This is a genomic window from Streptomyces sp. NPDC048523 (assembly GCF_043199815.1).
Classification (GTDB): Bacteria; Actinomycetota; Actinomycetes; order Streptomycetales; family Streptomycetaceae; genus Streptomyces.
This window is the reverse complement of the sequence record NZ_JBICWQ010000007.1, coordinates 277,528-304,484: the sequence shown is the minus strand read 5'-3', so window position 1 is coordinate 304,484 and position 26,957 is coordinate 277,528. Positions and strand designations below refer to the sequence as shown.

The following is a 26,957-nucleotide window of genomic DNA, read 5'->3' as shown; positions in this document are numbered from 1 at the left end:
TCTGGGGCCCATGCAGAGCGCGTCGGACCGGCACGAGTACCCCGCCCACTGGGAGGCCGACGTGGTGCTGCGCGACGGCGGCACCGCGCGCATCCGGCCCATCACCGTCGACGACGCCGATCGCCTGGTCAGCTTCTACGAGCAGGTCTCGGACGAGTCGAAGTACTACCGCTTCTTCGCGCCCTACCCTCGCCTGTCCGCCAAGGACGTCCACCGCTTCACGCACCACGACTTTGTGGACCGGGTGGGACTCGCCGCCACGGTCGGCGGCGAGTTCATCGCCACCGTACGCTACGACCGCATCGGCGCCGACGGCATGCCCGCCACCGCCCCCGCCGACGAGGCCGAGGTCGCGTTCCTGGTCCAGGACGCCCACCAGGGACGGGGCGTCGCCTCCGCCCTCCTCGAACACATCGGGGCCGTCGCCCGCGAGCGCGGCATCCGGCGCTTCGCCGCCGAGGTGCTGCCCGCCAACGTCAAGATGATCAAGGTGTTCACCGACGCCGGGTACACCCAGAAGCGCAGCTTCGAAGACGGCGTGGTGCGCCTGGAGTTCGACCTGGAGCCCACCGACCGCTCGCTCGCCGTGCAGTACGCGCGCGAACAGCGCGCCGAGTCGCGGTCCGTGCAGCGGCTGCTCACCCCCGGCTCCGTCGCCGTGGTGGGCGTCGGACGCGCCCCGGGCGGTGTGGGCCGCAGCGTGCTCGGCAACATCAGGGACTACGGCTTCACCGGCCGCCTGTACGCCGTCAACAAGGCGTTCCCCGAGGACCAGAAGGACCTCGACGGCATCCCCGCACACCGCTCGGTGCGGGACATCGACGGCCCCGTCGACCTCGCGGTCGTCGCCGTACCGGCCGAGCATGTGCCCGAGGTCGTCGCCGAGTGCGGGGCACACGGCGTGCAGGGACTCGTCGTGCTCTCCGCCGGGTACGCCGAGAGCGGCCCCGAAGGGCGCGAGCGCCAGCGTGAACTCGTGCGCCACGCACGCGCGTACGGCATGCGGATCATCGGCCCGAACGCCTTCGGCATCATCAACACCTCCGCGGACGTCCGTCTCAACGCCTCACTGGCCCCCGAGACCCCCCGCCCCGGCCGGATCGGCCTGTTCGCCCAGTCCGGCGCCATCGGCATCGCCCTGCTCTCCCGGCTGCACCGGCGCGGCGGCGGGGTCACCGGCGTGACCGGCGTCTCCACCTTCGTCGCCTCCGGCAACCGCGCGGACGTCTCCGGCAACGACGTCCTGCAGTACTGGTACGACGACCCGGACACCGACGTCGTCCTCATGTACCTGGAGTCCATCGGCAACCCGCGCAAGTTCACCCGCCTCGCCAGGCGTACGGCGGCGGCCAAGCCCCTGGTCGTCGTGCAGGGCTCGGGCACCGCCCCGCAGGGCCACGCCGTCCGCGCCACCCGCCTGCCGCACGCGACGGTGTCCGCGCTGCTGAGGCAGGCCGGAGTGATCCGCGTGGACACCATCACCGAACTCGTGGACACCGGCCTGCTGCTCGCCCGCCAGCCGCTGCCCACCGGACCCAAGGTGGCGATCCTCGGCAACTCCGAGTCGCTCGGCCTGCTCACGTACGACGCGTGCGTGGCCGAAGGGCTGACGCCCTCACCCCCGCTGGACCTGACCACCGCGGCCGCGCCCGAGGACTTCCACGCGGCCCTCGCGCGCGCGTTGGCGGACGACTCCTGCGACGCGGTGATCGTGACGGCCATCCCGGGGGTCGGCGAGGGGTCCGCGGGAGACGCCGCCCTCGCCGAGGCGCTCAGGTCCGCGGCGGAGCAGGTCCCCGGCAAGCCGGTCCTCGTGGTCCACGTCGAACTCGGCGGCCTCGCGGAGGCCCTGTCGGCGGCGACCAGCACCGCGCCCCAGGCCACCGCGGGCCCACCGAAGATCCGTGCCGACCACCCGTTCCGCGCCTTGGACCGGCTGCGCACCGCACCGGGCCCCGCGGAGACGTCCGCCCCCGGGAACGGCGACCGCCTCATCCCCGCCTATCCCGCCGCCGAGCGCGCGGTGCGGGCCCTGGCCGATGTCGTGCAGTACGGCCAGTGGCGCCGGGAGTCCGCCGAACCGGGCAAGGTGCCCGAGTACGAGAACATCGACGAGAAGGGCGCCGCCACCCTGATCGACGGCCTGCTCACGCGCGGGCAGGGCCTCACCATCGGCACCGAGGACACCTGCCGACTGCTCGCCGAGTACGGCATCCAGGTCCACCGCGCCCTGCCCGCCGCCACCTCCGACGCCGCCGTCGAAGCCGCCGCCACCCTCGGCTACCCGGTCGCCCTCAAGGCCACCGCCCCGCACCTGCGCCACCGCGCCGACCTAGGCGGCGTACGCCTGGATCTCGCGGACGAGGAGCAGCTGCGGCGGGCGTACGCCGAGCTGACCGAGTTGTTCGGCACGCCCGACGAACTGCGGCCCGTGGTGCAGGGGATGGCCCCGCGCGGGGTGGACACCGTGATCCGGGCCGTCATAGACCCCGCCGCCGGCGCCGTGCTGTCCTTCGGGCTCGCCGGGGCCGCCTCCCAGCTGCTCGACGACACCGCTCACCGGCTGATTCCGGTCACCGACCGGGAGGCGGCGAGCCTCGTCCGATCGATCCGGACCGCGCCGCTCCTCTTCGGCTGGCGCGGTTCCACCCCGGTCGACACCCCCGCCCTGGAGGAGCTCCTGCTGCGGGTGTCCCGGCTGGTCGACGACCATCCCGAGGTCGTCGCGGTCACCCTGGAGCCGGTCGTCGTCGCCCCGCGCGGCCTGAGCGTCCTCGGCGCCTCCGTACGGCTCGCGCCACCGCCCGCCCGCGACGACCTCGGCCCGCGGACCCTTCCCGCGTACTGAGCGGCGGCGAGCGGTGCCTCGCAGTCAGCGCGCCACCGTAGGATGGACGTCATGGCCAAGACCAGTACGACGACCCAGGGGCTGCGTGCGGCGATCGAGCGCAGCGGCTACTACCCGGCCCTCGTGGCCGAGGCGGTGGAGTCCGCGCTGGGCGGCGAGCCCATCCGGTCGTACCTGGTCCACCAGGAGACGACGTTCGACCAGAACGAGGTGCGGCGGCACGTGACCGTGCTCGTCCTCACGGGCAACCGCTTCATCGTGAGCCACACCGACGAGCAGGCCGCGGACAGCACGTCCCCGACGCCGTACGCCACCACCTCCACGGAGTCCGTGAAGCTCGGCCGGATCTCGTCGGTCGTGGTCAGCCGGGTCGTCGCGAACCCGGAGCAGTACCAGCCGGGCACCCTGCCCCGCGAGGTCGTGCTGACCATCGGCTGGGGCGCCGTCTCCCGTATCGACCTGGAGCCCGCCGCCTGCGGCGACCCCAACTGCGAGGCGGACCACGGCTACACCGGCAGCTCCACCGCGGACGACCTGAGCCTGCGCGTCAGCGAGGCGGGGGACGGCCCGGACACCGTGCGCCAGGCGCTCGCCTTCGCCCAGGCCATCTCCGAGGCGACCGCGGACGTCCCCCGCTGATGGTGCAGCCCGCAGCCTGGGACCACCCCGAACCCCTGGCCCTCGACACCGCGCCCGTCCCCGAGTACGGCACCGGCTCCCTCGCCGACCTGCTGCCCACCCTCGCCGCCGGCATGGCCGTACCGGACATGACCGCCACGATCCAGGAGCTCACCCCCTCCGACCGGAACTGCGTGTTCCTGATCGACGGCCTGGGCTGGGAGCAGCTGAAGTCGCACCCGGACGAGGCGCCCTTCATGACCTCCCTGCTGGCCACCTCGCGCGGCGGCACCGGCCGGCCCCTGACCACCGGCTACCCGGCGACCACCGCGACCTCCCTCGCCTCCGTCGGCACCGGCCGGCCGCCCGGCGCCCACGGCCTGCCGGGCTACACCGTGCGCAACCCGGCCACCGGCGAGCTGATGAACCAGCTGCGCTGGCAGCCGTGGACCAAGCCGCACGTCTGGCAGCCGTACCCCACCGTCTTCCAACTCGCCGACCGGGCCGGGGTGCACGCCGCCCAGGTCTCCTCGCCCACCTTCCAGAACACCCCGCTGACCAAGGTCGCGCTCAGCGGCGGCACGTTCCACGGACGGCTGTCCGGCGAGGAGCGCGTGGACCTCGCGGCCGAGCAACTCGCCGCCGCCGACCGCTCGCTGGTCTACACGTACTACGCCGAGGTCGACGGCGCGGGACACCGCTTCGGCGTCGACTCCGACACCTGGCGCGGCCAGCTGATGTACGTCGACCGCCTGGTCCAGCGCCTCGCCGAGCAACTCCCGCCGAACAGCGCGCTGTACGTCACCGCCGACCACGGCATGGTCGACATCCCCTTCGACGAGCAGCACCGCATCGACTTCGACGAGGACTGGGAACTGCGCGCCGGGGTCGCCCTGTTGGGCGGCGAGGGCCGGGCCCGCCATGTCTACGCGGTGCCCGGCGCCGCAGGCGATGTGCTGACCTGCTGGCGCGAGGTCCTCGGCGAGCAGTTCTGGGTCGCCTCGCGGGACGAGGCCATCGCGGCGGGCTGGTTCGGGCCGCCGGACCACTTCGACGAGCGGGTGTACGACCGGATCGGCGACGTGGTCGCCGCCGCCCGCGACGACGTACTCCTCATCGCCTCCGAGCGGGAGCCGAAGGAGTCGGCGATGGTCGGCAACCACGGTTCCATGACCCCCGCCGAGCAACTGGTGCCGCTGCTCGAAGTACGCTCCTGAAGCCGACCCGCCTCCGTCTCCCACAGAACCGAAAGGTGCTCGACCTGCCATGCCCGAGCTGGTGTTCTTCTCCGGAACCATGGACTGCGGGAAGTCCACACTGGCTCTCCAGATCGAGCACAACCGTTCGGCGCGTGGTCTGACGGGCATCATCTTCACCCGGGACGACCGGGCCGGCGAGGGCAAGCTCTCCTCGCGGCTCGGTCTGGTCACGGACGCGGTCGAGGTCGAGGACGGCCAGGACCTGTACGCCTATCTCGTCGACCATCTCTCCCGCGGCGGCCGCGCGGACTACGTGATCGCGGACGAGGCGCAGTTCCTCACGCCTGAGCAGATAGACCAGCTCGCCCGTGTCGTCGACGATCTGGATCTCGACGTCTACGCCTTCGGCATCACCACCGACTTCCGCTCCAAGCTGTTCCCCGGCTCCCAGCGCCTGGTGGAACTGGCCGACCGGGTCGAGGTGCTCCAGGTCGAGGCCCTGTGCTGGTGCGGCGCCCGGGCCACGCACAACGCCCGTACGGTCAACGGCGAGATGGTGGTCGAGGGCGCCCAGGTGGTCGTCGGCGACGTCAACCAGGCCGACGACGTCGGCTACGAGGTCCTGTGCCGCCGGCACCACCGGCGCCGGATGACCTCGGGCACCGCACACGCGGCCGCGCTGTCCCCGGACGTCCTGCCCGTCCCGTCGGCCGGGGCACGCTTCTGACCTGACTCGGTCAGAGCTCTCAGTGCGGATTCTCGATCAACGAGAAGCGCGCCCCCTCCGGATCCGCCACCGTGGCCACGCGACCGTGCGGGCTGTCGTGCGGCGACTGCAGCACATGGCCGCCCAGGTCGGTGAGGAGACGGGCGGCGGCGGTCGCGTCGGCCACCTCGAAGTACGTCATCCAGTGCGGCCCCCGGTCGCGGGGGAGGGCGTGGCCGACGCCGTGCAGACCGGCCACGGGGCGGCCGCCGGCTTGGAGGGTGACGTAGTCGAAGTCGGCGGAGACCACGGGCTCGCCCTCGCAACCGAACACCGTCTCGTAGAACTTGGCGACGCTCACCGTCTCGAAGGTGAGCAGCTCGTGCCAGGCGGGAGTGCCCGGCACGCCCGCGACGGAGGTGCCCAGGTGGGCCGCCGCCTGCCACACGCCGAAGACGGCACCGGACGGGTCCGAGCCGATCACCAGACGCCCGGCCTCCCCGGCCTCCAGCGGGCCCACCCCCACCGTGCCACCGCACAGCCGGACCGACTCGGCCGTCAGGTCGATGTCGTCCGAGGCGAGGTAGGGCGTCCAGGCGACCGGAAGATTGCGGTCGGGCGGCGACTGCCCCATCCCGGCGACGTCCTGGCCGTCGAGCAGCGCGCGGACGTAGGGCCCGAGCTGCTGCGGTCCCGGCACGAACTCCCAGCCGAACAGCGATCCGTAGAACTCCTGGGTCGCGGCCATGCCGTGCACCATCAGACTCACCCAGCAGGGTGTACCGGGCGTGTGCCGAGCGGGCGGGGCGGCCGACCCCCTTGCCTCGGTCATCGTCACTCTCTCCTCGGCCCCTCGCGGTGGCCGTGTCGTGTCCGCTGTCGGGACCTCCGTGCCGATGCTCGCACCACCCGCGGCCGGCTGGCCGTTGCCACGCGATGGCCGACGGATGTCGATCGGCTGTACAGCATGTGCCCGTTCCCGTACGCCTGGTGACCGGGCCTGTCCGGCGGAGCAGAGTAGCCGGACATGGACGAGGCGGCCACCCGGTGCGCAAGGATGGTGGCCATGAACGCCATCATCTCCGCATCCGAACTCGCGAGCGCCCTGGCGGGTCCGAACCCGCCCGTGCTGCTCGACGTCCGCTGGCAGCTGAGCGTGGCCAAGGCGGCCGGTGAGCCACCCTTCGACGGCCGGGCCGAGTACGCGGCCGGGCACCTCCCGGGCGCGGTCTACGTCGACCTGGACCGGGAGTTGGCCGGCCCGGCCGGCGCCGGCGGGCGGCATCCGCTGCCGGACCTCGCGGAGTTCGGCGCAGCGATGCGCCGGGCGGGTGTCTCCTCCGGTACACCGGTCGTCGTGTACGACGGCGGGCAGGGCTGGGCGGCCGCCCGCGCGTGGTGGCTGCTGTCCTGGACAGGTCACCCGGATGTGCGAGTCCTCGACGGCGGGTTGACTTCCTGGCAGGGGCCGCTGCAGTCCTCCCTGCCGGGTCCCGCTCTCTCCGAGGGCGACTTCGAGCCGGTGCCCGCGGCGGCCGGTCTGCTCGACGCCGACGCGGCCGCGGCGCTGGCCCGCGCGGGTGTGCTGCTGGACGCACGAGCGGGGGAGCGCTACCGCGGTGAGGTGGAGCCGATCGACCGCGTCGGCGGCCACATCCCTGGCGCCCGGTCCGCGCCCACCACGGACAACGTCGGCCCGGACGGCCGCTTCCTGCCCGCGGAGGAGCTGAACGCCCGCTTCAAGGCCCTCGGCGCCACCGACGGCACCGAGGTCGGCGTCTACTGCGGTTCCGGCGTCTCCGGCGCCCACGAGGTCCTGGCGCTGGCGGTCGCGGGCATTCCGGCGGCGCTGTACGTCGGCTCCTGGTCGGAGTGGTCCTCGGACCCGGAGCGACCGGTCGCCGTGGGCCCGGATCCCCAGTAGCCCGCCCCTGCCCGGTACGACGGGAAAGGGCCGCACTCGACGAGTGCGGCCCTGATCCTCGTACGGCTGACTACTCCTGCTTCTTCCTGCGCGTGCCGAACACGATCTCGTCCCAGCTCGGGACCGCCGCTCTGCGGCCCGGGCGGACGCCGTCGGCCTCGGCCTGGCGGTCGGTCGCGCCGATGAGGCGGTCGCGGTGGCTGGCCACCGAACGCGGCATGAGGACGTCCGCGTAGGCGGAACCGGCCGAGGCCGCGGGGGCCGGCGGCTCCTCCACCTCCGGCTCCTCCTCGAGCGCGGGCGGTTCCTCGATGCTCGCCGTCTCGGACGGCCGCTCCGGTACGACCATGTCGCCCCGGAAACTCGGCACGGCCTCCAACAGGCTGGTCAGCGAGTCCCGTTCGGCGACGGTCTCCTCGACGGGCTCGGCCGGGGGCAGGCTCGGCCGGTCGAGAGCGCGGTCCAGCGGACGGTCGCGCGGCAGCCGTGCGATACGCGGCACGAAGGGAAAGCTGGGCTCCGGCGCGCCGAGGTCCTCGGACTCGCCGATGAGTGAGCGCGCCTCCTCGTCGACGGCCTGGACGAGCCGCCGGGGCGGGTCGTAGGTCCAGCTCGCCGAGTGCGGTTCACCCGCGACGCAGTAGACCAGCAGAACCTCCCAGGTGCCGTCGTCGCGACGCCACGAGTCCCACTGGACGGTGTCCTTCTCGGCGCCGCGCAGCACCAGCCGCTCCTGCACGGCCTCGCCGAGCTGCGGTCCGGCGTTCTCGCCGGGCCGGCGGACCGGGGTCTTGCGGGCTCGTTCGGCCATGAAGGCGCGCTCGGCGAGCACGGGGCCCTCGAAGCGCCGTACGCGGTCTACGGGGATACCTGCGAGCTGGGCTACCTCTTCCGCGGTGGCACCCGCGCGTATACGCGCCTGGATGTCGCGGGGACGGAGATGGCTTTCGACCTCGATCTCGATCTGGCCGAGGCGGGGACGGTCGCCGCGCACCGCCGCGCGCAGCCGCTCGTCGATCGGAAGCGTGTACTCCGTTGAGTCGGCAGCCTTCAGCACCAGCCGTGTGCCGTCATTGGAGACGGCCACGACACGCAGTTCGGGCATGGGGACCTCCCGGGTGGTGCCTGCCGACGTCACGTGCGTCGCTGCTTCCGCTAGTCGAGTGTGGCCTGCCCGGGTGCAGCCTGCCACAACCTTGCCGAGTTGCCCGGCGTGTCGGGCCAGGGCCCTGGATCGCCGTTATGGCACGGTTACCTATTCGCAACGCTAAGTGACCAACTCCGTCACCCTGTGCAACTGGCCCCCTCCCGGCCGCCCTTGAAGGCCACGGACGTCCTGGCGGGAGACCTGACCCAGGGCTCGCAACAGTACTCCATTTGGGCCACCTGCGTGGATTGGCGCGCCACTCGACTTCGTTCAAGAAACCCTGTCCGGCCGTTCGTTGAGCAGTTCTTGCGATCTTGGACGTGGCGTAGTTCACGGAATCGCCAGAAACGGAACTATTGCCTTCGTGCATATGTCCGGCGATCGCCCGGCTATGCCCCCAACACCCTGCGCAGATAGTCGTTCTGGAACCGCCGGTCGGGATCGAGGCGGTCCCGGAGCGCGGTGAACTCGCCGAAGCGCGGGTAGACGCGCGCGAAGTACTCGGCGTCGCGCGTGTGCACCTTGCCCCAGTGCGGGCGCCCCTCGTGCGCCGTGAAGATCCGCTCCGCAGCCGTGAAGTACGCCTGGTACGGCGTCCCCTTGACCATGTGGACGGCGATGTAGGCGCTGTCGCGGCCCGAGGCGGTGGACAGTGTGATGTCGTCGGCGGGCGCGGTGCGCACCTCCACCGGGAAGCTGACCCTGAGGGCGGACCGCTCGACCATCGTCCTCAGTTCGCGCAGCGTCTCCACGACGGCCTCGCGCGGGACGGCGTACTCCATCTCCACGAACCGCACCCTGCGGGGCGATGTGAAGACCTTGTACGGGATGTCGGTGTACGTCCGCGCGGACAGCGCCTTGCTGGAGATGCGCGCGATCGAGGGGATCGTGCCCGGCGCCGCGCGGCCGACCCACTGGGCCACCTGGAAGACGCCGTTGGAGAGGAACTCGTCCTCGAACCAGCCCTGCAGCTGCGGCACCGGCTTCTCCGGACCCGCGCTGCGGTTGTTGCGCTTGGTGTTGGTGGAGCCGGTGTGCGGGAACCAGTAGAACTCGAAGTGCTCGTTCTCGGCCCAGAGTTCGTCGAAGGCGCTGGTGACCTTGTCGAAACTCATCGGCTCCTCGCGAGCCGTGAGCAGGAAGATCGGCTCGACGGCGAAGGTGATCGCGGTGACGATGCCGAGCGCGCCCAGACCGATCCGGGCGGCCGCGAAGACCTCGGGGTTCTCCTTCTCGGAGCAGGAGAGCACCGAGCCGTCGGCCGTGACCAGTTCGAGTCCCCTGATCTGGGCGGCGATCGAGCCCGACTCGCGGCCCGTGCCGTGGGTGCCGGTGCTGGTGGCTCCGGAGACCGTCTGCTCCATGATGTCGCCCATGTTGGTTAGCGACAGGCCCTCACGCGCGAGAGCCACGTTGAGCCTCTTGAGCGGCGTACCGGCCTCCACGGTGACCGTCATGGCGTCCCGGTCAATGTTGCGTATACCGGTCAACAGTTGAGGGCGTATCAACACACCGTCGGTCGCGGCGATCGAGGTGAAGGAGTGCCCGGTGCCGACGGCCTTCACCTTGAGACCGTCCTCGGCGGCCTTCCGCACGGCAGCGGCCAGCTCGTCGACCGAGGCGGGCGTGACCTCCCGCGCGGGGCGCGCCGCGACATTGCCGCCCCAGTTACGCCACGTGCCGTTCCTCGCGCTCGCTGCCGTGCTCAACGCTGCCTCCCCGACGTGGAGCCGGCCTCTTGAGCCGGCGGTACCCGAGGAAACCGACCGCGACCGCGACGGCCCCGGACACCGCCGGAACCCCGTACCCGGCGCGCGCACCGGCCGCGTCGATCACCCAGCCGGCCACAGAGGAGCCGAGTGCGACCCCGACCGCGAGCCCGGTACTGATCCAGGTCATGCCCTCGGTCAGTTGCGCGCGTGGTACGTGCTGTTCGATCAGGGACATCGTCGTGATCATCGTGGGAGCGATGGACAGGCCCGCAACGAACAGCGCCACGGCCAGAAACGGCAAGTTTCCGACCAGTAGGAGGGGGATCATACTCACGGCCATGGCGCATATGCCCAGCAGCCAGCGAGGTTCGGGCCTGCCCGGGAAGTGCAACAGCCCGAAGACGAGGCCCGCGACACAGGACCCCGCCGCGTAGAGGGCGAGCACGAGGCTGGCGGCGCCCTTGTGGCCCTGCTCGTCGGCGAAGGCCACGGTGACCACGTCCACCGCCCCGAAGATCGCCCCGGTCGCCACGAAGGTGGCCACCAGGACCTGCAGGCCCGGCGCACGCAGCGCCGAACGGCCGCCGTCCTGCTCACGCGGGTGCGGAGCCGGCTCGGTGGCCCGCTGCGCGGTCAGCCAGAAGACACCGACCGCCAGGAAGCAGGCGGCGAGCAGCGGACCCGCCTCGGGGAACCAGGCCGTGGACAGCCCGATGGAGATGATCGGTCCGAAGATGAAGCAGACCTCGTCGACGACGGACTCGAAGGAGTACGCGGTGTGCAGCTGCGGGGTGCCGCGGTACACGGCCGCCCACCGCGCGCGGATCATCGCGCCGAGGCTCGGCACCGAGCCGATGCCGACGGCACACACGAACAGCACCCAGTCCGGCCACTCGAAGTGTGCCGCGAGCAGCATCCCGGCGGACGCCGCCAGCGCGACGAGGGTCGCCGGGCGCAGTACCCGCCGCTGGCCGTGCAGGTCCACCAGCCGGGAGACCTGCGGACCGATCGCGGCGGCGGCCAGGGCGATGGTCGCGGACAGCGAGCCCGCGAGACCGTACCTGCCGGTGAGCTGGGAGATCATCGTGACCACGCCGATGCCCATCATCGACAGCGGCATCCGGCCGACGAAGCCCGCGGCGGAGAAACCCCTGGAGCCGGGGGCGGCGAACAGGGCGCGGTAAGGGCTGGGCACAGGGTCTCCGGTCGGCCGGTGAGCGGCGGCTCGTGGGGTGGGTAAGGCGCGAAGGCGCCTCATACAGCTTACTGGTGAGGGACCCCCGCGCACCTGGCCGGGCGGCGGGAACCCGGCTGGTCACCCCGCCGTTTCCCGGCTGTCAGTACCGGATGACAGGATCGACCCATGCGAGACGCGCTCGACGCCACCCCCTACGACGCCCTGCTCCTGCTCTCGTTCGGCGGCCCCGAGGGCCCGGACGACGTGGTCCCGTTCCTGGAGAACGTGACGCGCGGGCGTGGCATCCCCAAGGAACGCCTGAAGGAAGTCGGTCAGCACTACTTCCTGTTCGGCGGGGTCAGCCCCATCAACGACCAGAACCGCGCCCTGCTGGACGCCCTGCGCAAGGACTTCGCGGATCACGGCCTGGGCCTGCCGATCTACTGGGGCAACCGCAACTGGGCGCCCTACCTCACGGACACCCTGCGCGAGATGGTCGCCGACGGCCATCGCCGCATCCTGGTCCTCGCCACCAGTGCCTACGCCTCCTACTCGGGCTGCCGCCAGTACCGCGAGAACCTCGCCGAGTCGCTGGCGGCCCTCGAGGCCGAGGGCCTGGAGCTGCCGAAGATCGACAAGTTGCGGCACTACTTCAACCACCCCGGGTTCCTGGAGCCCATGGTCGACGGGGTGATCGCGTCCCTCGCCGAGCTCCCCGAGGACGTCCGCGACGGCGCCCACATCGCCTTCTCGACCCACTCGATCCCGACCGCGTCCGCGGACACCTCAGGACCGGTCGAGGGCCATGGCGAGGGCGGCGCGTACGTCGCGCAGCACCTGGAGGTCTCGCGGCTGATCGCGGACGCCGTCCGTGAGCGCACCGGCGTCGACCACCCCTGGCAGCTCGTCTACCAGTCGCGTTCCGGCGCCCCGCACATCCCGTGGCTGGAGCCCGACATCTGCGACCACCTGGAGGAGCGCCACGCGTCCGGCGTCCCCGCCGTGGTGATCGCGCCCATCGGTTTCGTCTCCGACCACATGGAGGTCCTCTACGACCTCGACACGGAGGCGAAGGCCAAGGCCGAGGAGCTCGGCCTGCCGATGCGCCGCTCGGCGACCGTCGGCGACGACCCCCGCTTCGCCGCCGCCGTCCGCGACCTGGTCCTGGAGCGTGCCGCCGTCGAGCGCGGACAGGACGTCACACCCTGCGCCCTCGGCGCGCTCGGGTCCGGCCACAACGTCTGCCCGGTCGGCTGCTGCCCCGCCCGCGCCCCCAAGCCCGCCGCCGCGGGCGTCGACAGCCCGTACGCGTGAGGAGCCCCGTGACCGACCCCCTGCACGCGGAACTGCTGCGGCTGGCCCAGGAGGCCGCCCGCAGCGCCGGCACCCTGCTGCGGGACGGCCGTCCGGCCGACCTCGCGGTCGCCAGGACCAAGTCCAGTCCCATCGACGTGGTGACCGAGATGGACATCGCGGCGGAGAAGCTGATCACGGACCTGATCTCCGAGCACCGCCCGCACGACGGCTTCCTCGGCGAGGAGGGCGCCGCCACCGAGGGCACCAGCGGCGTCCGCTGGGTCATCGACCCGCTCGACGGTACGGTCAACTACCTCTACGGGCTGCCCACTTGGTCCGTCTCCATCGCGGCCGAGCAGGACGGAGAGACCGTCGTCGGGGTCGTCGCGGTCCCGATGCGCGCGGAGACGTACCACGCGGTCCGCGGCGAGGGCGCCTGGGCCACGGGCGCGTGGGAGGGCGAGCGCAGGCTGGCGTGCCGCCCGGCGCCGCCCCTGGAGCAGGCCCTGGTGTCGACGGGCTTCAACTACGTCACCGAGGTCCGCGTCCACCAGGCCGAGGTGGTCCGAAAACTGATCCCCCTCCTGCGGGACATCCGCCGTGGCGGCTCGGCGGCGGTCGACCTCTGCGACCTGGCCGCGGGCCGCCTGGACGGCTACTACGAGCGGGGCCTGAACGCTTGGGACTACGGGGCGGGCGACCTCATCGCCCGGGAAGCGGGCGTCCTGACCGGCGGCCGCCCCGGAGAGCGCCCGAACCCCGGCCTCACCGTCGCCGGCACCCCGGGAGTCTTCGAGCCTCTCCAGCAGCTCCTGGAGGACTTCGGCGCCTGGCACGACTGACCGGCAGACTCCGGGCGAACACGAGGTGAACAGGCCCGGACACCGACGCAGCGGGCCCCCGGCGCTGGATTCGCCGGGGGCCCGCTGTCGTGCCGGGAAGCCGATCAGACGCTAGACGCTGACCTCCACACCGTGTTCGGCGGCGAGGCGGCGCAGGTCGTCGAGCTCACCCTGCTCCACCTCGACGAGGAAGTCGTCGCCCTCGTCGAGAGCACGCGTCAGATCCGTCTCGGTCGCCCTTATGCGCTGCAGAAGTCCTGCGGTGAATGCGTCCATGCTGCGCCCCCTCGTCCTGGGTCGTGGGTCGGTGGCACGGGGGTGTGCCGTTCGGAAGGGGCGATCACGTCTCTTGCGGGTGCCCAGCGCAGCCCAGGCCGGGCGGCGACGGTGCCGGACACCCACGCCCGCTCTGCGGAAGCGGACAGCGCCGTGCCGCATGGTGGTACGGCACATGCAGAGCGTGATCGCGGGGTGTAAAGCCGTCCTCCCCCCGCTCCCTTCGACGGAAACCTCAACCCCGCGAGAAAATCCCGCATTCCCGCTCTCACACCCGTCTTTCAGTTGGCCCTCACCCGCCTTACAGCCGACTTATGGCCGAAAAGGGCAGGATGGAGGCCGACACTCACCGAACCCCTGCCCGCGCGTGCCCGAAGCGCGCTACGCGGGTGGACACAGGAAGGACAAGCGACGTGCGCGTACTCGTCGTCGAGGACGAGCAGCTGCTCGCCGATGCGGTGGCCACCGGACTGCGCCGGGAGGCCATGGCCGTCGACGTCGTGTACGACGGTGCGGCCGCCCTGGAGCGCATCGGCGTCAACGACTACGACGTGGTCGTCCTCGACCGGGACCTCCCCCTGGTCCACGGCGACGACGTCTGCCGCAGGATCGTCGAACTCGGCATGCCCACGCGCGTGCTGATGCTCACGGCCTCCGGTGACGTCAGCGACCGCGTCGAGGGTCTGGAGATCGGCGCCGACGACTACCTCCCCAAGCCCTTCGCGTTCAGCGAGCTGACGGCACGCGTGCGTGCCCTCGGCCGCCGCACCAGCGTCCCGCTGCCGCCGGTCCTGGAGCGCGCCGGGATCAAGCTCGACCCCAACCGCCGCGAGGTCTTCCGCGACGGCAAGGAGGTCCAGCTCGCCCCCAAGGAGTTCGCTGTCCTGGAGGTGCTGATGCGCTCCGAGGGCGCCGTCGTCTCCGCGGAGCAGCTCCTGGAGAAGGCCTGGGACGAGAACACCGACCCCTTCACCAACGTCGTGCGGGTGACCGTCATGACCCTGCGCCGCAAGCTGGGTGAACCCGCAGTGATCGTCACCGTCCCCGGCTCCGGCTACCGGATCTGATAACCCGTGGCCTCGACTCCCGCTCCTCCCCAGGCCCCTCCGAAGCCCACGTGGGACCCCAGGCGACCGGCGCCGCCGCTGCCGTGGCTGCGCCCGACCATCCGCATAAGGCTCACGCTGCTGTACGGCGGCATGTTCCTGATCGCCGGCATCCTGCTGCTGTCGATCATCTACCTGATCGCCGCCCAGGCACTGAACGTGGGTAGCCGGCTGCCCTTCACGATCACTGTGGGCAAGGTCGCCAGCGACACCTGCAACCTGCCCACGGACGTCCCGGCCGACGTCATGAACAAGGCCATGGAAAGCTGCGTCAACGCCCAGCGCCAGCACGCCCTGGACGACCTCCTCAGCCGCTCGCTGCTGGCCCTGCTCGGTCTGGCGATCATCGCCTTCGCCTTCGGCTATGCCATGGCGGGACGCGTCCTGTCGCCCCTCGGCCGGATCCTGCGCACCGCGCGCGCGGTGGCCGGCTCGGACCTGTCCCGCCGGATCGAGCTGGAGGGCCCGGACGACGAGATCAAGGAACTGGCCGACACCTTCGACGACATGCTGGAGCGACTGGAACGGGCCTTCACGGCCCAGCAGCGCTTCGTCGGCAACGCCTCGCACGAACTGCGGACCCCGCTGGCGATCAACCGCACGCTCCTGGAGGTGCACCTGTCGGATCCCGGGGCACCGGTGGAGCTGCAACAGCTGGGCAAGACGCTGCTGGCCACCAACGAGCGCAGTGAACAGCTCGTGGAGGGCCTGCTGCTGCTCGCCCGCAGCGACAACCAGATCGTCGAGCGCAAGCCCGTGGACCTCGCCGAGGTCGCCGAGCAGGCGGTCGACCAGATGCATGGCGAGGCGGAGGCCAAGGGCGTGGCGATCCGTGGCGAGCAGAAGTCGGCGGTCGTCCAGGGCAACGGTGTCCTGCTGGAGCGCATCGCCCTGAACCTGGTGCAGAACGCGGTGCGCTACAACGTGCCGGAGGACGGCTGGGTCGAGGTGACCACGGAGGTCCAGCACGGCCACGCTGTGCTCACGGTGTCCAACACGGGCCCCGTGGTGCCGGCGTACGAGGTCGACAACCTCTTCGAGCCCTTCAAGCGGCTGCGCGGCGCCGACCGCACCGGCAGCGACAAGGGCGTCGGTCTGGGCCTGTCCATCGTGCGGTCCGTGGCACGGGCGCACGGCGGGCACATCACCGCTCAGCCGCGCGAAGGAGGTGGGCTGGTGATGCGAGTCACCCTGCCTGTCTGAGACCATGGCCCCCGCACCGAGACCGACATACAGGGATGTTCGCTTTGCGCGGAATTTTCTGGGCACCTGGAGGACCACCCCCTGTGTGATCGATCACAAGGGAGAATTTCCCGCCATCCACTCTCCGTGATCATGCACCCTGTCGGAAAGCCGGGAACATCCGGGTTTTCAGGGGTCCTGATCACGGGAAGTACACGGTGAGACGCCTTTGAAGTGCGGGATTCGGACCGTGTACGGTCCCGATCGCCATCCAACCCGATCACTCAAGAGGGGTCCGGTTGGGTGTCGATTGAGTAACAGACCTTGATGTGAGGCAAAATCTCCGCCTCGGGTCGGGCACAAGTCCGGCCTCTCACGCGTTACGTGCGCTGGAGACACCGCAGACACCCAGAGGGGGAGAGCGACATGGCAACGGATTACGACACCCCGCGCAAGACCGACGACGACGTCGACTCGGACAGCCTTGAAGAGCTCAAGGCGCGTAGGAACGACAAGTCGACGTCCGCAGTGGACGTCGACGAGTTCGAGGCCGCCGAAGGCCTGGAACTGCCCGGAGCGGACCTCTCGAACGAAGAGCTGGCCGTCCGGGTACTGCCCAAGCAGCAGGACGAGTTCACTTGCATGAGCTGCTTCCTGGTGCACCACCGCAGCCAGCTGGCCCGGGAGAAGAACGGCCAGCCGATCTGCCGCGACTGCGACTGAGGGCGGGTCGGGCATGACTGGCTCGACCCCTCCTTGGAAGCGCCGCTCTCCCCGGCAGGGAGCGGAGCAGGGGCCGTCCGACGGCCCCCATCACGCGCGTGACGACGAGCGGGGCTCTTCCGGTCCGGGAGCCTCGCTCGAACCGGTGGCCGACCGGGCCGACCTCCCGGCGCCCACCGATTCGACCAGGACGCCCGCGCCCGTCGCGCGACGACGGGTGTCGGCGATCCGGGACAGGGCCCGGGAAGGGGTCCGCAAGGGCGGTAGCCGGGCCAGGGCGGGCCTGGCGTACCTCACGGACCGCATCATCGAGAACGCCCCGCGTATCCCCGTACGGGACCTCGCGACCCTCCGCCGCCAGTTCCCCGGCCTTGGACCCGAGCAGCTCGCGGACAAGCTCGTCGCGGGCGCCGCGAGCGCCACGGCGACGGTCGGAGCGGGGATCGGTGCGGCGGCGATGCTCCCCGTCCCGCCCGCGATGCCGACCGAACTGGCCGCCGAGATCACCGGCGTGGCCGCGATCGAGCTGAAGCTGATCGCCGAACTCCACGAGGTCTACGGCGTACGGCCGCCCGGGAACCTCAAGGAGCGCAGCACCGCGTATCTGAACTCCTGGTCGGGAGAGCGCGGGATCGACGTGAAGAAGCCGTCGACGGTGAGCGGCGCGCTCAACAGCCCGATGAAGCAGCAGCTGCGGCAGCAGATCATGAAGCGGATGATCCGCGACCTGCCGAACCTCATGCCGTTCCTGGTCGGCGCGGCCGTCGGGGCGGTCATGAACCGCAGGGACACCAGAAAGCTCGCGGAGCGGATCCGCAAGGATCTGCGCAAGGTCCAGGTGGCCTGGGACGAACTCCCCGCGCTGCCGGCGCTCGAGATCCCGGCCGACCCACTGGAGCTGGAGACGTAAGACTTCCGTGAGAAGTCCGGGCCTCACTGTCCCTGCGGTCGGGTGAAGCCCTGCACGAACGTGCTAGGCGGCGGCCGTGCGGGCCGTCTTCAGCGCCTCGGCCAGCCGCTCCGGCTCGCGCGTCGACAGGTAGAGATACGGCGTCGGGTCGTCCGGATCGGTGACCTCCACCTTCAGCGCCCTGGGGATGTAGGAGCGCAGCAGCAGAAAGGCCCGGGTGTCGGCCTTGTAGGTCCGCCAGGCCCGGGCCTCCTCCGGGTCCAGGATCTCCGTCTCGCCCAGCGCCGACACCGGGATCTTCGCCTCGCCCGCGATCAGGGAGTCCCCCACGACGCGGATGCGCAGCGAGCCGTAGGAGCTGGCGCAGATCGCCGCCGCGGCGGTGCCGCCGACCAGGCCGCCGAGCAGCGGAAGCGTCCCGAAGGGGAGCAGGATCAGCGCGAAGGCGACGCCGACCAGGAGGGAGATCAGCCACCAGGAGCGGGGGGCGGTGAGGCGTTCGTCGTACGGGGCGGCGGAGGGCTGCATGGAACCAAGCTTGGCACGGTGTCCGGGCACAGCCGATGTCAGGGGGAGTCGGCGCGAAGGGCCGTCAGGCAGGGTGGCGGTGGGAGACGGGCGGGCGGGTAAGGTCTGCGCCTGTGAGTGGTACTTCCCCGGCTCTGAAGCCTCCCGCCGACGCGGCGCGACCTGTGCGCCACCCGGACGCTCCCGCGCCCGGTGAGCTGCTCGGTGCGCACTACGGCCAGTGTTTCGGCTGTGGCGGCGAGCAGCCGCACGGGCTGCACCTGGCGGCGCGGGCCGGCGAGGGGGTCTCGGTCACCGCCGAGTTCACCGTGCGCCCCGCCCATCAGGGCGCCCCGGGACTCGCGCACGGCGGTGTGCTCGCGACCGCCCTCGACGAGACCCTGGGCTCGCTCAACTGGCTGCTGCGCACGATCGCCGTGACCGGACGGCTGGAGACCGACTTCGTCCGGCCGGTGCCGGTCGGCACGGTGCTGTACCTGGAGGCCGAGGTGACCGCGGTGGCCGGGCGGAAGATCTACTCGACCGCGACCGGCCGGATCGGCGGCCCCGAGGGGCCCGTCGCGGTCCGTGCCGACGCCCTGTTCATCGAGGTCAAGGTCGACCACTTCATCGACAACGGCCGCCCGGAGGAGATCCGGGCCGCCATGGACGACCCGGACCAGATCCGGCGTGCCCGTGCCTTCGAGGTGAACCCGTGAGCCGTGACCCCCTGAACGTGCTGATCCGGCGCGTCGACCCCGACGTACCGCTTCCGTCGTACGCGCACCCCGGTGACGCGGGGGCCGATCTGCGGACCACCGAGAGCCGTGAACTGAAGCCCGGGGAGCGGGCCGTACTGCCCACCGGGGTGTCTGTGGCGCTGCCGGAGGGGTACGCGGCCTTCGTGCACCCACGATCCGGTCTCGCCGCCCGCTGCGGTGTCGCTCTCGTGAATGCCCCGGGGACGGTTGATGCCGGGTACCGTGGGGAGATCAAGGTGATCGTGGTGAACCTCGACCCGCACGAGTCGGTGCGGTTCGAGCGTTTCGACCGGATTGCTCAACTCGTCGTCCAGCAGGTCGAGAGGGTCCGCTTCCAGGAGGTCGCGGAGCTTCCCGACTCGGCGCGGGCCGAGGGGGGCTTCGGGTCCACCGGCGGTCACGCCGCCGTGGGCGACGGGGGCGATACAGACGCTGAGGCCGCCGTGGGCGGCACAACGGGTGGGAATCGATACGCATCGGTCGTATCCGACCGGGAAGGACAGTGACGTGTTCGGACGTCGCAACAAGAAGGGTGCCGCCGAGGACGCGGCCGGCGAGGCCGAGCAGGTCGTCGACAGCGTCGGCACTGAGGCGGACGACGTAGAGCGCGAGCGCGTACGGCTGGAGCCGGAGCCGCGTCCCGACGGGCCCTGGGACGACACCGAGGTCCGCGACCCCGCTGAGGGCCGCGTGGACCTGGGCGGTCTGTTCGTACCGGGTGTCGACGGCATGGAGCTGCGGGTCGAGGTCGCGGGCGACGCGATCGTCGCGGCCACCGTCGTGCTGCGCGACAGCGCCATCCAGCTCCAGGCCTTCGCCGCTCCCAAGCGCGAGGGCATCTGGGGCGAGGTGCGCGAGGAGATCGGTTCCGGCATCACCCAGCAGGGCGGCATCGTCGACGAGGTCGAGGGTCCGCTGGGCTGGGAACTGCGGGCCCAGGTGCCGGTGCAGCTGCCGGACGGCACGGGCGGCTTCCAGGTCGTGCGGTTCGTGGGTGTGGACGGACCGCGCTGGTTCCTGCGCGGGGTGATCTCGGGGCAGGGCGCGGTGCAGCCGCAGGCGGCCGGGCTCCTGGAGCAGATCTTCCGGGACACGGTCGTGGTCCGCGGCGAGGGTCCGATGGCGCCCCGCGACCCGATCGTCCTCAAGCTGCCGAACGACGCCCAGATGGTCCCCGAGGGCATTCAGCAGCAGGACGAGGGCTCCCGTTTCTCCGGCGGCATGGGCCAGCTCCAGCGCGGACCGGAGATTACCGAGGTCCGGTAGCCGTACGACATCGAGGGCCGTACCCCGTCAGGGGGTGCGGCCCTTTTTCGTGCGCGGGACCTTGACGGCGGATTGGTCTGTACCTACCTTCTCGGCTCAACGCGTCTGTTCATAAAGGCGCTTGGCGTTCATATACGAGAACGGAAGGCCCCCCACCTATGCGCAGAACCGCTCTCCTGACCGCTGTCGCGGCCCTCGCCGCCGGTGCTCTCGCCGTGCCCGCCGATGCCGCGCCCGCCACCTTCGTCCATCCCGGAGTCACCGTCTCCCAGGGGCAGTTGGACTTCGCCCGCAGCAAGGTGAACGCGGGTGCCCAGCCCTGGAAGGGTGCCTTCGACGCGATGCTGGCGAGCAAGTACGCCGATCTGAACCGCACGCCCAAGCCGCGCGCGATCGTCGAGTGCGGGTCGTACTCGAACCCCAACTACGGCTGCACCGACGAGCGCGAGGACGCGATCGCCGCCTACACCGACGCCCTCGCCTGGTACATCACCCGGGACGAGCGGTACGCCAAGAAGGCCATCCAGCTCATGGACGCCTGGTCGGCCGTGATCACCGACCACACCAACAGCAACGCGCCCCTCCAGACCGGCTGGGCCGGCTCCTCGTGGCCCCGGGCCGCCGAGATCATCAAGTACACGTACAACGGGAGTTGGGCGAACTCCGGGCGCTTCGCGACCATGCTGCGCAACGTCTACCTGCCCGAGATCATCAACGGCTCGAACTCCAACGGCAACTGGGAGCTGTCGATGACGGAGGCGGCCGTCGGCATCTCGGTCTTCCTGGAGGACAAGACGTCGTACGACAAGGCCATGGCGAAGTTCCGCACCCGTACCGCGGCCTATGTCTACCTCGCCTCCGACGGTGAACTGCCGAAGACCGTACCGAGCCAGAACCTCGACACCCGAGAGAAGATCGTCAGTTACTGGCAGGGGCAGTCCACCTTCGTCACCGGGCTCACCCAGGAGACCTGCCGGGACCTCACGCACACCGGGTACGGCATCTCCGCGATCTCGCACGTCGCCGAGACGAGCCGGATCCAGGGGCAGGACCTGTACGGCACGGATGTGGGCGAGCGGCTGCGGCAGGCGCTGGGGTTCCAGGCGAAGTACGAACTGGGGACGGCCGTGCCGAGCTGGCTGTGCGGTGGGTCGCTGAAGCTCGGGTTCGGGCCGGTCACCGAGGTCGGGTACAACGCGCTGCACAATCGGCTTGGCATGGGCATGACCAACACGCAGGCGCTGACGGAGCGGAACCGTCCGGCGGGCAGCAACAACCTCTTCGTGGCCTGGGAGACTCTCACCCACGGGGACAACCCGAACTGAAACCGTTGAAGGCCGGGCGCCGGGCGGTGATACTGGCGCCCGGTTTCACACGTTCACGGGGTTTCACGGGTTCACGGGGTTTCACGGGGGAGGACGCATGACTCAGGTGGTCACCGAGACCATGGTGCGGGTCGAGGACATCCACAGGTCGTTCGGCGAGGGGGCCGCCGCGGTGCACGCGTTGCGCGGGGTCTCCTTCGAGGTGCCGCGCGGTGAGCTGGTCGCGCTCAAGGGGCGCTCGGGCTCCGGGAAGACCACGCTCCTCAACATCGTCGGCGGGCTCGACCGACCCGACCGGGGGCGGGTCGTGCTCGACGGGGTGGACGTCGCCGGGCTGGACGAGGATGGGCTGCTGGCCCTGCGCCGGGACCGGATCGGCTTCGTGTTCCAGTCCTTCGGGCTCATCCCGATCCTCACCGCCGCCGAGAACGTCGGTGTGCCGATGCGGCTGCGGCGGATGGACGCACGCGCGCGTGAGGAGCGCGTCGAGCTGCTGCTGGCCCTGGTCGGCCTCGCGGACCACGCGAAGCAGCGGCCCGGTGAGCTCTCCGGGGGCCAGCAGCAACGGGTCGCCATCGCCCGCGCCCTCGCCAACAACCCCGCCCTCCTCGTCGCCGACGAGCCGACCGGCCAACTGGACGCGGAGACCGGTCACGCCGTGATGGAGCTGATGCGGGCCGTCGTACGCAGCGAGAACGTCACGGCACTGGTGGCCACGCACGACGCGACCCTGCTGGACCTGGCGGACCGGGTGCTGGAGTTGGGGGACGGGGAGATCGTGGGGCGCTGAGGGGGTGCTCGGGGGCGGTCCCTTGGTTGGTTGGTTGGGGTGGCCGGGTGGGAGCGGCGTGCGCAGTGGTTGCGAGGGGGCTCAGTCGGTCGGTCCGGGGGCTCGCCGCGAGGGGTGCTTCGGCCTATGGCGGTGTGGGTGCGGACTGGGTGGCCCCGGGCCGGTGTGGCCGTGAAGGGTTACGGGGCGTGTGCGAGCGCTGGGCTCCGCCGAACTGGGGTGCAGCTCCGGCCCGGGAAGGCTGCGGAGTGTGCTGCGGGGGACCTCCGGGCCGGCGTCAAGGGTGCCGGGGCCGGCCGCGTGGCCGGGACCACCAGTGATCGCCGGTCGCTGTCGAGGCGCCGGGTGAACCATGCGTCCGGGGCCACCGGCTGGTCTCCGGGGCCCGCGTGCCGATGGCCGGGGCTGGCAGCCGGTTTCGGGGGCCCGCGTCACGACGTCCTGGATCACCGAGCCGAATTCCAAGGGCGCCTCACGGCGGGCAGGAGCCTCCTCCTGGCCTTCCGCTCCGGGGCCGGGTCGCCGCCTGTCCTGGGCCCCCACCCCGACGTCCTGGATCGCCGAGCCGGGTTTCAGGGTTCCGTCTCGACGGGCCAGGGGCTGCTGAGCCCGTCCCCGCCTCCCGAGGCCAGGTTGCCGAGTATGTCCCCCGGGCGAGTGTCGCGAGACCTGGGGAGTGCCGTCCCTGGCCCTCCGCGATGCCAGAGCTGCGGTGACGCTCGCCCGCAGGTGGGACAGGTCGTGGCCGGCCTCGCGGGCGGAGGCATGGGCCGCGGTTACGGGCAGACCGAGGTGACCGGCTTCGCGGTGACCGCAGCTGTGGCAGGGCACCGTCCCCACCGACGTGCCGTCCAGGATGCGTACGGCGGTGAAGGGGCCGGGGCGGCCCGCGTTGCCGGTGCCGGTGCCGCCGTAGGCGCGAGCCAGCCCCCAAGGCCCCCGTCACCACGTCCCCGCCTCCCGGCCCCTCTGCGAGGCCGGGTTGTCGAGTCCGTCCCGTCGGCGCGCGCCGCGAACCAGGGAATCACCGTCTCCGGCCCCCCGTAACCACGCCCCCATAACCATGCGCCCCGGCCCCCAGGAGCCCAGCGCTGCAGAGCCCCGCCCCCGGCCCTCGCCGTAAGCCCACGGGTTGCCGCCCCCGTCCCCGCCCCCCGCGAGGCCAGAACTGCCCAGTCCGACCCCGAGACCTCGTAGCTCCCCCCGCGTCAGAGTTGCGTCAAAGACCACCCCCGAGCCCCCTCCCGCCCCCTCCGCCCGGATCGGCGGCCGTAAGGTCGACGCTGCGTAGGCAGTGTTGACCGGAAGACAATGGACCCATGGGACGCGGCAGGCTTCGGATCTATCTCGGTGCGGCACCGGGCGTCGGCAAGACGTACGCGATGCTGTCCGAGGCGCACCGCAGGATCGAGCGGGGTACCGACTGTGTCGTGGGTTTCGTGGAGCACCACGGGCGGCCGCGCACCGAGGTGATGCTGCACGGGCTGGAAGCGACTCCGCGCAGGGAGATCGCCTACCGGGACTCCGTCTTCGGCGAGATGGATGTCGATGCCCTCCTGCGCCGCGCCCCCGCCGTCGCCCTGGTGGACGAACTCGCCCACACCAACATCCCGGGCTCGCGCAACGCCAAGCGCTGGCAGGACGTGGAGGAACTGCTCGCGGCCGGGATCGACGTGGTCTCGACCGTGAACATCCAGCACCTGGAGTCGCTCGGAGACGTGGTCGAGTCGATCACCGGGGTCCGGCAGCAGGAGACCGTGCCCGACGAGTTCGTACGCCGGGCCGACCAGATCGAGCTTGTCGACATGTCGCCCCAGGCGCTCAGGCGTCGCATGGCGCACGGCAACATCTACCAGCCGGACAAGGTCGACGCGGCGCTCTCCAACTACTTCCGGCCGGGCAATCTGACGGCCCTGCGGGAGCTCGCGCTGCTGTGGGTGGCCGACCGGGTCGACGAGTACCTCAAGCAGTACCGCAACGATCACCAGGTCTCCAGGATCTGGGGATCCAGGGAGCGGATCGTCGTCGGGCTGACCGGCGGGCCGGAGGGGCGGACGCTCATAAGGCGGGCCGCGCGCCTCGCGGAGAAGGGCGCCGGCGGCGAGGTGCTCGCCGTCTACATAGCCCGCAGCGACGGTCTGACCTCCGCCTCGCCCAAGGAACTCGCAGTCCAGAGGACCCTCGTGGAAGACCTTGGAGGAACCTTTCACCATGTCGTCGGCGACGACATACCGGCCGCGCTGCTCGACTTCGCGCGCGGGGTCAACGCCACCCAGATCGTCCTCGGTTCCTCCCGCCGCAAGACCTGGCAGTACGTCTTCGGACCCGGCGTCGGCGCGACCGTGGCCCGTGAGTCCGGGCCCGACCTGGACGTGCACATCGTCACCCACGACGAGGTCGCCAAGGGGCGCGGGCTGCCCGTCGCCCGCAGCGCCCGGCTGGGGCGGGCCCGGATCCTGTGGGGCTGGCTGGTCGGTCTGGCCGGCCCGGCGTTCCTGACGATCCTGCTCACCACCGTCGACCTCGGGCTCGCCAACGACATGCTGCTGTTCCTGGCGGTCGTGGTCGCGGCGGCCCTGCTCGGCGGACTCTTCCCCGCGCTCGCGTCGGCCGCGCTCGGCTCGCTGCTGCTGAACTACTTCTACACACCGCCCCTGCACCGCTGGACCATCGCCGACCCGAAGAACATCGTCGCCATCGTGATCTTCGTGGGCGTCGGCATCTCGGTGGCCTCCGTGGTCGACCTCGCCGCCCGCCGCACCCACCAGGCCGCCCGGTTGCGCGCCGAGTCGGAGATCCTGTCCTTCCTCGCCGGCAACGTGCTGCGCGGCGAGACCCGCCTGGAGGAACTCCTGGAGCGCGTCCGGGAGACCTTCGGCATGGAGTCGGCGGCCCTGCTGGAACGGGCGGGCGACGTCGAGCCGTGGACCTGCGCCGGCCGGGCGGGGCTCGGACCGCCCGTCGAGCGGCCGGAGGACGCCGACGTCGACATGCCGGTGGGGGACCACATGGCGCTCGCGCTCACCGGCCGGGTGCTGCCCGCCGAGGACCGCCGGGTGCTCGCGGCCTTCGCCGCCCAGGCCGCCGTCGTCCTGGACCGCCGCAGGCTCCAGGAGGAGGCCGACCAGGCCCGCACACTGGCCGAGGGCAACCGCATCCGTACGGCGCTGCTGGCGGCCGTCTCGCACGATCTGCGGACCCCGCTCGCCGCCATCAAGGCGGCCGTCTCGTCGCTCAGGTCCGATGACGTGGCGTGGTCCGAGGAGGACCAGGCAGCGCTCCTGGAGGGCATCGAGGAGGGCGCCGACCGGCTGGACCATCTCGTGGGCAACCTGCTCGACATGTCCCGCCTGCAGACCGGCACGGTCACCGCGATCATCCGGGAGATCGACCTCGACGAGGTGGTGCCGATGGCGCTCGGCGGGGTGCCCGACGGGAGCGTGGAAATGGACGTGCCGGAGACTTTGCCGATGGTCGCCGTCGACCCGGGGCTGCTGGAGCGGTCGGTGGCCAACCTGGTCGAGAACGCCGTCAAGTACAGCCCACCCGGCCACCCCGTCCGGGTCTCCGCCAGCGCCATCGCCGACCGGGTCGAGGTACGGGTCGTGGATCGCGGCCCCGGCGTCCCCGACGAGGCCAAGGAGCGCATCTTCGCGCCCTTCCAGCGCTGCGGCGACGCCCCGCGCGGCGCGGGGGTGGGGCTCGGGCTCGCGGTGGCCCGGGGTTTCGCGGAGGCCATGAACGGCACCCTCAACGCCGAGGACACACCCGGGGGCGGCCTCACCATGGTGCTGACGCTCCGCGCGGAGCACACACACGCGGAGCTCCTCGTGGACCCCTTCGCAGAGGCAGAGGCAGAGGCAGAGGCAGAGGCAGAGGCAGAGGCAACGGCAGCGGCAGAAGCAGAAGCAGCGGCAGAAACCGAAAGGCAGGCCACATGACCAGAGTGCTGGTCATCGACGACGAGCCGCAGATCGTGCGGGCCCTCGTGATCAACCTCAGGGCGCGCAAGTACGAGGTCGACGCGGCGCACGACGGCGCCACCGCGCTCCGGCTCGCCGCCGCCCGCCACCCCGACGTGGTCGTCCTCGACCTGGGCCTGCCCGACATGGACGGCGTCGAGGTGATCCGGGGACTGCGTGGCTGGACCCGGGTGCCGATCCTCGTGCTGTCCGCCCGGCACTCCTCCGACGAGAAGGTCGAGGCGCTGGACGCGGGCGCCGACGACTACGTCACCAAGCCCTTCGGCATGGACGAGTTGCTCGCCCGCCTCAGGGCCGCCGTGCGCCGCGCCGAGCCCACTGGGGGCGGCGAGGACGAGGTCCTGGTGGAGACCGACGAGTTCACCGTCGACCTGGCCGCCAAGAAGGTCCAGAGGCACGGCCGAGACGTACGTCTCACCCCCACCGAGTGGCACCTGCTGGAGGTGCTGGTCCGCAACACCGGCCGGCTCGTCGGCCAGAAGCAGCTCCTCCAGGAGGTCTGGGGGCCGTCGTACGGGACGGAGACGAACTACCTGCGGGTCTACATGGCCCAGCTGCGGCGGAAGTTGGAGGCGGACCCCTCGCATCCCAAGCACTTCGTCACGGAACCGGGGATGGGATACCGGTTCGAACGCTAGTGCTGCGGGTACAACGCTGTC

At 71.4% G+C, this 26,957-nt stretch carries 24 protein-coding genes; 18 read left to right on the top strand and 6 right to left on the bottom strand.

All coding sequences use genetic code 11. The features are described from left to right. Positions 1–10 precede the first annotated feature (10 nt). From ACGFWE_RS33475 to ACGFWE_RS33460, 4 genes are read left to right on the top strand one after another with little or no spacing between them, the layout of a single operon-like run. Entirely contained in the window at positions 11–2,848 is a 2,838-nt protein-coding gene (locus ACGFWE_RS33475; protein WP_393603795.1) for a GNAT family N-acetyltransferase, read from the top strand. A 51-nt stretch (positions 2,849–2,899) separates the two neighbouring features. Further along, a complete protein-coding gene (locus ACGFWE_RS33470) occupies positions 2,900–3,487 on the top strand; it encodes a DUF5998 family protein (RefSeq protein ID WP_352382278.1) in 588 nt (195 codons plus the stop codon). Continuing rightward, positions 3,487–4,683: an alkaline phosphatase family protein gene (locus tag ACGFWE_RS33465; protein ID WP_393603793.1), complete on the top strand. Its 1,197-nt coding sequence runs from the start codon at positions 3,487–3,489 to the stop codon at positions 4,681–4,683. The genes ACGFWE_RS33470 and ACGFWE_RS33465 overlap by 1 nt, the downstream gene beginning before the upstream one ends. Before the next feature lie 49 nt (positions 4,684–4,732). After that, entirely contained in the window at positions 4,733–5,392 is a 660-nt protein-coding gene (locus tag ACGFWE_RS33460) for a thymidine kinase (protein WP_352382274.1), read from the top strand. A 19-nt stretch (positions 5,393–5,411) separates the two neighbouring features. Here the strand turns inward: ACGFWE_RS33460 and ACGFWE_RS33455 are convergent, their stop codons facing one another. Further along, a complete protein-coding gene (locus ACGFWE_RS33455; RefSeq protein WP_393603791.1) occupies positions 5,412–6,203 on the bottom strand; it encodes a VOC family protein in 792 nt (263 codons plus the stop codon). Positions 6,204–6,437: 234 nt separating this feature from the next. Here ACGFWE_RS33455 and ACGFWE_RS33450 point away from each other — a divergent pair, with 234 nt between their 5' ends. After that, entirely contained in the window at positions 6,438–7,295 is an 858-nt protein-coding gene (locus ACGFWE_RS33450) for a sulfurtransferase (RefSeq protein WP_393603789.1), read from the top strand. A 70-nt stretch (positions 7,296–7,365) separates the two neighbouring features. Here the strand turns inward: ACGFWE_RS33450 and sepH are convergent, their stop codons facing one another. The 3 genes from sepH to ACGFWE_RS33435 all read right to left on the bottom strand — a co-directional run bounded on the left by sepH (position 7,366) and on the right by ACGFWE_RS33435 (position 11,349). Then, positions 7,366–8,400, bottom strand: coding sequence for a septation protein SepH (gene sepH / locus ACGFWE_RS33445; RefSeq protein WP_352382269.1), 1,035 nt, complete (start codon positions 8,398–8,400; stop codon positions 7,366–7,368). Between the two features lie 431 nt (positions 8,401–8,831). Next, complete coding sequence (locus ACGFWE_RS33440; protein WP_352382267.1) at positions 8,832–10,151, bottom strand: D-arabinono-1,4-lactone oxidase; 1,320 nt, start codon at positions 10,149–10,151, stop codon at positions 8,832–8,834. Continuing rightward, positions 10,111–11,349 (bottom strand): MFS transporter, encoded by a 1,239-nt coding sequence (locus tag ACGFWE_RS33435; RefSeq protein ID WP_352382266.1) that lies wholly within the window; start codon positions 11,347–11,349, stop codon positions 10,111–10,113. The genes ACGFWE_RS33440 and ACGFWE_RS33435 overlap by 41 nt, the downstream gene beginning before the upstream one ends. Positions 11,350–11,517: 168 nt before the next feature. Here ACGFWE_RS33435 and ACGFWE_RS33430 point away from each other — a divergent pair, with 168 nt between their 5' ends. Then, entirely contained in the window at positions 11,518–12,645 is a 1,128-nt protein-coding gene (locus ACGFWE_RS33430; RefSeq protein WP_352382264.1) for a ferrochelatase, read from the top strand. A gap of 8 nt (positions 12,646–12,653) precedes the next feature. Then, positions 12,654–13,469, top strand: a complete 816-nt coding sequence (locus ACGFWE_RS33425) for an inositol monophosphatase family protein (RefSeq protein WP_393603786.1) — start codon at positions 12,654–12,656, stop codon at positions 13,467–13,469. A gap of 111 nt (positions 13,470–13,580) precedes the next feature. Here ACGFWE_RS33425 and ACGFWE_RS33420 read toward each other — a convergent pair whose 3' ends face one another. Continuing rightward, a complete protein-coding gene (locus ACGFWE_RS33420) occupies positions 13,581–13,745 on the bottom strand; it encodes a hypothetical protein (RefSeq protein WP_352382260.1) in 165 nt (54 codons plus the stop codon). 413 nt (positions 13,746–14,158) lie between these two features. On the opposite strand from ACGFWE_RS33420, the gene ACGFWE_RS33415 reads away from it, so the two are divergent. The 4 genes from ACGFWE_RS33415 to ACGFWE_RS33400 all read left to right on the top strand — a co-directional run bounded on the left by ACGFWE_RS33415 (position 14,159) and on the right by ACGFWE_RS33400 (position 17,666). Next, positions 14,159–14,812 carry a response regulator transcription factor gene (locus ACGFWE_RS33415; protein ID WP_352382258.1) on the top strand — a complete coding sequence of 218 codons (654 nt, stop codon included), beginning with the start codon at positions 14,159–14,161 and terminating at the stop codon, positions 14,810–14,812. A gap of 6 nt (positions 14,813–14,818) precedes the next feature. Continuing rightward, the gene (locus ACGFWE_RS33410) at positions 14,819–16,054 is read left to right on the top strand and encodes a HAMP domain-containing sensor histidine kinase (RefSeq protein ID WP_352382256.1); all 1,236 of its coding nucleotides are present in this window, start codon (positions 14,819–14,821) and stop codon (positions 16,052–16,054) included. 405 nt (positions 16,055–16,459) lie between these two features. Next, positions 16,460–16,756, top strand: a complete 297-nt coding sequence (locus tag ACGFWE_RS33405) for a DUF4193 domain-containing protein (protein WP_005481602.1) — start codon at positions 16,460–16,462, stop codon at positions 16,754–16,756. Between the two features lie 13 nt (positions 16,757–16,769). Then, on the top strand, positions 16,770–17,666 hold the full coding sequence (locus tag ACGFWE_RS33400; protein WP_352382254.1) for a hypothetical protein: 897 nt from the start codon (positions 16,770–16,772) through the stop codon (positions 17,664–17,666). 63 nt (positions 17,667–17,729) lie between these two features. Here ACGFWE_RS33400 and ACGFWE_RS33395 read toward each other — a convergent pair whose 3' ends face one another. Then, complete coding sequence (locus ACGFWE_RS33395) at positions 17,730–18,194, bottom strand: DUF3093 domain-containing protein (RefSeq protein WP_352382252.1); 465 nt, start codon at positions 18,192–18,194, stop codon at positions 17,730–17,732. Between the two features lie 113 nt (positions 18,195–18,307). Here ACGFWE_RS33395 and ACGFWE_RS33390 point away from each other — a divergent pair, with 113 nt between their 5' ends. From ACGFWE_RS33390 to ACGFWE_RS33360, 7 genes are all read left to right on the top strand, one after another. Beyond that, positions 18,308–18,892 carry a PaaI family thioesterase gene (locus ACGFWE_RS33390; protein ID WP_352382250.1) on the top strand — a complete coding sequence of 195 codons (585 nt, stop codon included), beginning with the start codon at positions 18,308–18,310 and terminating at the stop codon, positions 18,890–18,892. Then, positions 18,889–19,440 (top strand): dUTP diphosphatase, encoded by a 552-nt coding sequence (gene dut / locus ACGFWE_RS33385; RefSeq protein ID WP_393603782.1) that lies wholly within the window; start codon positions 18,889–18,891, stop codon positions 19,438–19,440. Before ACGFWE_RS33390 ends, dut begins: the two co-directional genes overlap by 4 nt. 1 nt (position 19,441) lies before the next feature. Beyond that, positions 19,442–20,200: a DUF3710 domain-containing protein gene (locus ACGFWE_RS33380; protein WP_352382246.1), complete on the top strand. Its 759-nt coding sequence runs from the start codon at positions 19,442–19,444 to the stop codon at positions 20,198–20,200. A 158-nt stretch (positions 20,201–20,358) separates the two neighbouring features. Continuing rightward, positions 20,359–21,525 carry an alginate lyase family protein gene (locus tag ACGFWE_RS33375; RefSeq protein ID WP_393603780.1) on the top strand — a complete coding sequence of 389 codons (1,167 nt, stop codon included), beginning with the start codon at positions 20,359–20,361 and terminating at the stop codon, positions 21,523–21,525. A gap of 97 nt (positions 21,526–21,622) precedes the next feature. After that, positions 21,623–22,315 carry an ABC transporter ATP-binding protein gene (locus ACGFWE_RS33370; protein ID WP_393603778.1) on the top strand — a complete coding sequence of 231 codons (693 nt, stop codon included), beginning with the start codon at positions 21,623–21,625 and terminating at the stop codon, positions 22,313–22,315. A 1,319-nt stretch (positions 22,316–23,634) separates the two neighbouring features. Then, entirely contained in the window at positions 23,635–26,256 is a 2,622-nt protein-coding gene (locus tag ACGFWE_RS33365; RefSeq protein ID WP_393603776.1) for an ATP-binding protein, read from the top strand. Then, complete coding sequence (locus ACGFWE_RS33360) at positions 26,253–26,936, top strand: response regulator (protein ID WP_352382236.1); 684 nt, start codon at positions 26,253–26,255, stop codon at positions 26,934–26,936. Before ACGFWE_RS33365 ends, ACGFWE_RS33360 begins: the two co-directional genes overlap by 4 nt. The last annotated feature ends 21 nt before the right edge of the window (positions 26,937–26,957 follow it).

Coding starts and splice junctions, on each gene's coding strand:
- ACGFWE_RS33375 (WP_393603780.1), top strand. CDS start 20,359: ATGCGCAGAACCGCTCTCCTGACCGCTGTCGCGGCCCTCGCCGCCGGT.
- sepH (WP_352382269.1), bottom strand. CDS start 8,400: ATGCCCGAACTGCGTGTCGTGGCCGTCTCCAATGACGGCACACGGCTG.
- ACGFWE_RS33365 (WP_393603776.1), top strand. CDS start 23,635: ATGGGACGCGGCAGGCTTCGGATCTATCTCGGTGCGGCACCGGGCGTC.
- ACGFWE_RS33400 (WP_352382254.1), top strand. CDS start 16,770: ATGACTGGCTCGACCCCTCCTTGGAAGCGCCGCTCTCCCCGGCAGGGA.
- ACGFWE_RS33475 (WP_393603795.1), top strand. CDS start 11: ATGCAGAGCGCGTCGGACCGGCACGAGTACCCCGCCCACTGGGAGGCC.
- ACGFWE_RS33420 (WP_352382260.1), bottom strand. CDS start 13,745: ATGGACGCATTCACCGCAGGACTTCTGCAGCGCATAAGGGCGACCGAG.
- ACGFWE_RS33465 (WP_393603793.1), top strand. CDS start 3,487: ATGGTGCAGCCCGCAGCCTGGGACCACCCCGAACCCCTGGCCCTCGAC.
- ACGFWE_RS33470 (WP_352382278.1), top strand. CDS start 2,900: ATGGCCAAGACCAGTACGACGACCCAGGGGCTGCGTGCGGCGATCGAG.
- ACGFWE_RS33455 (WP_393603791.1), bottom strand. CDS start 6,203: ATGACCGAGGCAAGGGGGTCGGCCGCCCCGCCCGCTCGGCACACGCCC.
- ACGFWE_RS33360 (WP_352382236.1), top strand. CDS start 26,253: ATGACCAGAGTGCTGGTCATCGACGACGAGCCGCAGATCGTGCGGGCC.
- ACGFWE_RS33450 (WP_393603789.1), top strand. CDS start 6,438: ATGAACGCCATCATCTCCGCATCCGAACTCGCGAGCGCCCTGGCGGGT.
- ACGFWE_RS33460 (WP_352382274.1), top strand. CDS start 4,733: ATGCCCGAGCTGGTGTTCTTCTCCGGAACCATGGACTGCGGGAAGTCC.
- ACGFWE_RS33405 (WP_005481602.1), top strand. CDS start 16,460: ATGGCAACGGATTACGACACCCCGCGCAAGACCGACGACGACGTCGAC.
- ACGFWE_RS33430 (WP_352382264.1), top strand. CDS start 11,518: ATGCGAGACGCGCTCGACGCCACCCCCTACGACGCCCTGCTCCTGCTC.
- ACGFWE_RS33395 (WP_352382252.1), bottom strand. CDS start 18,194: ATGCAGCCCTCCGCCGCCCCGTACGACGAACGCCTCACCGCCCCCCGC.
- ACGFWE_RS33370 (WP_393603778.1), top strand. CDS start 21,623: ATGACTCAGGTGGTCACCGAGACCATGGTGCGGGTCGAGGACATCCAC.